The organism is Anaerococcus lactolyticus S7-1-13, assembly GCF_000758765.1.
Taxonomy (GTDB): Bacteria; Bacillota; Clostridia; order Tissierellales; family Peptoniphilaceae; genus Anaerococcus; species Anaerococcus lactolyticus.
The window spans coordinates 1-4,355 of record NZ_JRMW01000022.1 but is presented as its reverse complement, the minus strand read 5'-3'; the positions used below and the strand labels follow the sequence as shown (position 1 = coordinate 4,355).

The following is a 4,355-nucleotide window of genomic DNA, read 5'->3' as shown; positions in this document are numbered from 1 at the left end:
AACAAGGTAGCCGTATCGGAAGGTGCGGCTGGATCACCTCCTTTCTAAGGATAAGGGAGAGGGTACGCTCTCTCCCTTCCGAGAGATTTTAAAATCTCACAGTAATTAACTTTATCTTCTATTATGATTTTAAAGGTTATTGAACCAATAAAAACTAAATAGCAAACAATATTTCCAGTCAAGAAAGAAAGGGCGCCAGGTGGATGCCTTGGCACATGAAGACGAAGAAGGACGTAAGTGAACGAAAACTAGGGCAAGCTCACAAAAAGCCATAACCCCTAGGTCTCCGAATGGGGAAACCCGGCTAGTGAAGAACTAGTCATCACTAAGTGAATACATAGCTTAGTGAGGTAAGACCCTGCGAACTGAAACATCTAAGTAGCAGGAGGAAAAGAAAGAAAACTCGATTTTCCTAGTAGCGGCGAGCGAAAAGAAAACAGCCCAACTCAATAAGGATCATCTTTAAGTAGTCAAATCATTTGGGAAAATGAACCAAAGAAAGTGAAAGTCTTGTAGACGAAACTTAAAAATGGACAGAGTGAAAGTAGCACCGGACACGAGGAATCCGTTGTGAAGACAGGGGGCCCATCCCCTAAGGCTAAATACTAACATGTGACCGATAGCGAACAAGTACCGTGAGGGAAAGGTGAAAAGAACCCCGAAAGGGGAGTGAAACAGAACCTGAAACCTAGCGCCTACAAGCAGACAGAGCACTAAAGTGTGATGTCGTACCTTTTGTAGAATGGGCCAGCGAGTTATTCTAAGCGGCAAGATTAAGTATCTAAGATACGGAGTCAAAGCGAAAGCGAGTCTTAACAGGGCCACAGTCGATTAGAATAGACCCGAAACCGGGTGATCTATCCATGGCCAGAGTGAAGGTGAAGTAAAATTCACTGGAGGCTCGAACCGGGTACGGTTTAAAACGTATCGGATGAGTTGTGGATAGGGGTGAAAAGCCAAACGAACTCGGATATAGCTGGTTCTCCTCGAAATAGCTTTAGGGCTAGCCTTTGACTAAAGATTTTAGGAGGTAGAGCACTGAATGGTCTAGGGCGGTTAACCGTACCGAAACCTATCAAACTCCGAATGCCAAAAAATCAGGTCAAGGAGTCAGACTTAGAGGGATAAGCTTCTAAGTCGAAAGGGAAACAGCCCAGACCGACAGCTAAGGTCCCCAAATCTGGATTAAGTGGAAAAGGATGTGAACCTACTAAGACAACCAGGACGTTGGCTTAGAAGCAGCCATGCATTTAAAGAATGCGTAATAGCTCACTGGTCAAGTGGGTTTGCGCCGAAAATGAACGGGGCTAAAATCCAGTACCGAAGCTTCGGATTGATAGAGAAATTAAATCTATCACATAAAGAAGGACTAAAAAGGAAAGATAAAAAACTTAACTAGGAAATATTGTAACAATATCAAGATAAACGAGTTATACAATCAAAAAAATTACGCAAATATCAAAAGTAAAACACTAAGATATGGGTAAAAAAACTCAATTATCACCGAAACAGCATACGAAAGTATGACCTGGTTAATCAAAGTATTATCTAACCAAAAAAAGAACTTTATGTCTAGATTTAAAATCTCTATCAGTGGTAGAGGAGCGTTGTATTAGGGAAGAAGCAGAAGCGAAAGCAAAGGTGGACTTAATACAAGTGAGAATGCTGGCATGAGTAGCGAGAAGGAGAGTGAGAATCTCTCCCGTCGAAACCCTAAGGATTCCTGAGCAAGGCTCGTCCCCTCAGGGTAAGTCGGGACCTAAGCCAAGGCCGAAAGGCGTAGGCGATGGACAACAGGTTTAAATTCCTGTACCGCTTAAAGTCGATATTAGAGATGTGATGACGCAAGAGGATAAGCTAAGCTAGCTGATGGATGCTAGTCTAAGAGTCAAGGCCAGTGTGTAGGCAAATCCGCACACTATTAAGGCTAAGGCTTGATAGGTATCGAAAACATAAGTAGAGAAGTAGCCGATTTCAAATTGCCAAGAAAAGTCACTATCGAGACCAAAGCGCCCGTACCCGAAACCGACACAGGTAGGGAGGTAGAGAATACCAAGACGCGCGGAAGAACCTTTGTTAAGGAACTCGGCAAAATGTCCCCGTAACTTCGGGAGAAGGGGAGCCATAGCGATATGGCCACAGAAACCAGGCCCAAGCGACTGTTTACCAAAAACACAAGTTTCTGCAAAATCGTAAGATGAAGTATAGGAGCTGACACCTGCCCGGTGCTGGAAGGTTAAGGAGAAGGCTTAGCGCAAGCGAAGGCTCGAACTTAAGCCCCAGTAAACGGCGGCCGTAACTATAACGGTCCTAAGGTAGCGAAATTCCTTGTCGGGTAAGTTCCGACCCGCACGAAAGGTGTAACGATTTGGGCACTGTCTCAACAAAGGATCCGGTGAAATTGTAGTAGTCGTGAAGATGCGACTTACCCACGCTAGGACGGAAAGACCCCGTGGAGCTTTACTGTAGGCTGATATTGGACTTTGAGATTAGATATACAGGATAGTTGGGAGACTATGAAGCATGTACGCCAGTATGTGCAGAGTCACCCTTGGGATACCAACTTTCTAATATTAAAGTTCTAACATTGACCCTTGAATCAGGGCAATGGACATTGTCAGTTGGGCAGTTTGACTGGGGCGGTCGCCTCCCAAAAAGTAACGGAGGCGTTCAAAGGTTCGCTCAGAATGGACGGAAACCATTCGTAGAGTACAAAGGCAAAAGCGAGCTTAACTGCAAAACCTACAAGTTGCGCAGAGTAGAAATACGGACTTAGTGATCCGGTGGCACCGCATGGAAGGGCCATCGCTCAACGGATAAAAGCTACCCCGGGGATAACAGGCTTATCTCCCCCAAGAGTCCACATCGACGGGGAGGTTTGGCACCTCGATGTCGGCTCGTCTCATCCTGGGGCTGAAGTAGGTCCCAAGGGTTGGGCTGTTCGCCCATTAAAGAGGCACGCGAGCTGGGTTCAGAACGTCGTGAGACAGTTCGGTCCCTATCCAGCGTGGGCGTAAGAAATTTGAGAGGATCTGTCCCTAGTACGAGAGGACCGGGATGGACACACCAATGGTGTACCAGTTGTAAAGCCATTTGCATAGCTGGGTAGCTACGTGTGGAAACGATAAGTACTGAAAGCATCTAAGTACGAAACAGACCTCAAGATAAGATTTCTCAGAGTACGTAAAGAAAATACGTTTGATAGGTCCAAGGTGTAAGTACAGTAATGTATTAAGCTAATGGATACTAAACTTTATATCTTGACTGGAAATATTGTTTGCTATTACAAAAAGTTTTTAAAGGTCATTAATATGGTGATGATTGCATAAGGGATACACCTGTTCCCATACCGAACACAGAAGTTAAGCCTTATAACGCCGATGGTACTGCTCGGGCAACCGTGTGGTAGAGTAGGAAGTTGCCAAATAACTAATTTCTACCCAGCCAAATTATGGTTGGGTTAGGAATGGGTTAGAAAAATATTGACAAAATCACATTTTAATGCTATGATATTAGCACTATAATGCTTAGGTAGCTCAATGGTGGAGCACCCGGCTGTTAACCGGTAGGTTGTGGGTTCGAGTCCCACCCTGAGCGCCATTAGCTTTTAGCTTAAAGCCACAAAGCTTTAATATGACAATGCCGGGGTGGCGGAACTGGCAGACGCACAGGACTTAAAATCCTGCGGTGGTTAAACACCGTATCGGTTCGATTCCGATTCTCGGCACCATATTATTTTTGGTCTAAGGGTACAAGGATTATCTTTCCTGGTCAATGTCGCGGGATAGAGCAGTCTGGTAGCTCGTCGGGCTCATAACCCGGAGGTCGTAGGTTCAAATCCTGCTCCCGCAACCATACATAAATCAATACCAACTTAAAATAATACTAGAAATACGGCCCTATGGTCAAGCGGTTAAGACACCACCCTTTCACGGTGGTATCCCGGGTTCGAATCCCGGTAGGGTCACCAAAAGCAAGCCTGCCCAGCTCATGGAGGGCCCGTGTGGAGCACCTCGTAGCGAAGCGAGATAGCTGATGTACGGAAAATAAAAACCTTAAGACGAAATACCGCAGGACGAAGTCCGAGGACTTATAAAATTCGTTCTGTTTATGGAAGTATAGCTCAGTTGGGAGAGCATCTGCCTTACAAGCAGGGGGTCACAGGTTCGAGCCCTGTTACTTCCACCATTTATAATTAATATATTTTTGGGGATTATTTAATCCTTGATTATGGCCTGGTAGTTCAGCTGGTTAGAATGCCGCCCTGTCACGGCGGAGGTCGTGGGTTCGATTCCCATCCAGGTCGCCATTTGGATTGCAATAGTGATCCAGATGTGACTTCGTTCTAGGTCCGC

At 45.4% G+C, this 4,355-nt stretch carries 6 tRNA genes and 2 rRNA genes; all 8 read left to right on the top strand.

Going from position 1 to position 4,355, the window contains the following annotated elements:
- Nucleotides 1–176: 176 nt before the first annotated feature.
- The 8 genes from HMPREF1630_RS01760 (at nucleotide 177) to HMPREF1630_RS01725 (ending at nucleotide 4,309) form a co-directional block, all read left to right on the top strand.
- A 23S ribosomal RNA gene (locus tag HMPREF1630_RS01760) occupies nucleotides 177–3,268 on the top strand.
- Nucleotides 3,269–3,310: 42 nt separating this feature from the next.
- Nucleotides 3,311–3,427 (top strand): 5S ribosomal RNA (gene rrf, locus HMPREF1630_RS01755).
- Between the two features lie 98 nt (nucleotides 3,428–3,525).
- Nucleotides 3,526–3,600, top strand: a tRNA-Asn gene (locus tag HMPREF1630_RS01750).
- Between the two features lie 41 nt (nucleotides 3,601–3,641).
- Nucleotides 3,642–3,730, top strand: a tRNA-Leu gene (locus tag HMPREF1630_RS01745).
- Between the two features lie 48 nt (nucleotides 3,731–3,778).
- Nucleotides 3,779–3,855: transfer RNA gene (locus tag HMPREF1630_RS01740), tRNA-Met, on the top strand.
- A 40-nt stretch (nucleotides 3,856–3,895) separates the two neighbouring features.
- Nucleotides 3,896–3,970: transfer RNA gene (locus tag HMPREF1630_RS01735), tRNA-Glu, on the top strand.
- Between the two features lie 142 nt (nucleotides 3,971–4,112).
- A tRNA-Val gene (locus HMPREF1630_RS01730) sits at nucleotides 4,113–4,188 on the top strand.
- A 44-nt stretch (nucleotides 4,189–4,232) separates the two neighbouring features.
- Nucleotides 4,233–4,309: transfer RNA gene (locus tag HMPREF1630_RS01725), tRNA-Asp, on the top strand.
- Nucleotides 4,310–4,355 lie beyond the last annotated feature (46 nt).